Below are 559 nucleotides of genomic sequence, written 5' to 3'. Positions count from 1 at the left end.
ATCATCAGACAATTGATTAATTTTCTTTTTTAGTATGATGTTTTGTAATAACTCATCCTTCATTGCTTACACACACCACCTATGTAATTTTCACATAATAAAAAGCCACAACTCATATATGAGTGTGACTTTTAAGATTCAAGTATTCGGATAAAGCTCGCTAGCTTTTTTATCGAGAAATTCTTTAATGGTTTCTGAAAGATCTAGATTTTCATCAGGTAATTCCATTGGTCCATACGTTTTTCCTGTTCTTAAATTCGTAAATATAATATAAGTTAGATGATCCGTATCTTTATGAAAAACTTTATAATCATATAATGCACTGTTAGCATCGCTAACATATAAACCTTGATCATAAGGCTTATTTAATCCTTGTTCTAATGCCATAATTAACACCCCCCCATTCTATTATTAATTATATCAAAAAAATACCCCTTTTACCTACACCCATCATTCATCATTTATCGATAAAAAGAGCAACCGTGCACCAGTTGCCCTTTCGTCAATTTCTTATGTTATTACTATAACTCATTTTTTCAATGGTTTCTGTACACTAAAT

General features: G+C 30.2%; 1 protein-coding gene. It reads right to left on the bottom strand.

Annotated features, from left to right (window positions below; all coding sequences use genetic code 11):
* Nucleotides 1–138: 138 nt before the first annotated feature.
* The gene (locus tag MR056_RS21945; RefSeq protein ID WP_242136731.1) at nt 139–387 is read right to left on the bottom strand and encodes a hypothetical protein; all 249 of its coding nucleotides are present in this window, start codon (nt 385–387) and stop codon (nt 139–141) included.
* Between the last annotated feature and the right edge of the window lie 172 nt (nt 388–559).

This window comes from Bacillus cereus group sp. BfR-BA-01360, assembly GCF_022663595.1.
GTDB classification, from domain to species: domain Bacteria; phylum Bacillota; class Bacilli; order Bacillales; family Bacillaceae_G; genus Bacillus_A; species Bacillus_A cytotoxicus.
Note: the sequence above shows the minus strand (reverse complement) of the source record. Positions and strands in the feature narration are given on the sequence as shown.

Coding starts and splice junctions, on each gene's coding strand:
- MR056_RS21945 (WP_242136731.1), bottom strand. CDS start 387: ATGGCATTAGAACAAGGATTAAATAAGCCTTATGATCAAGGTTTATAT.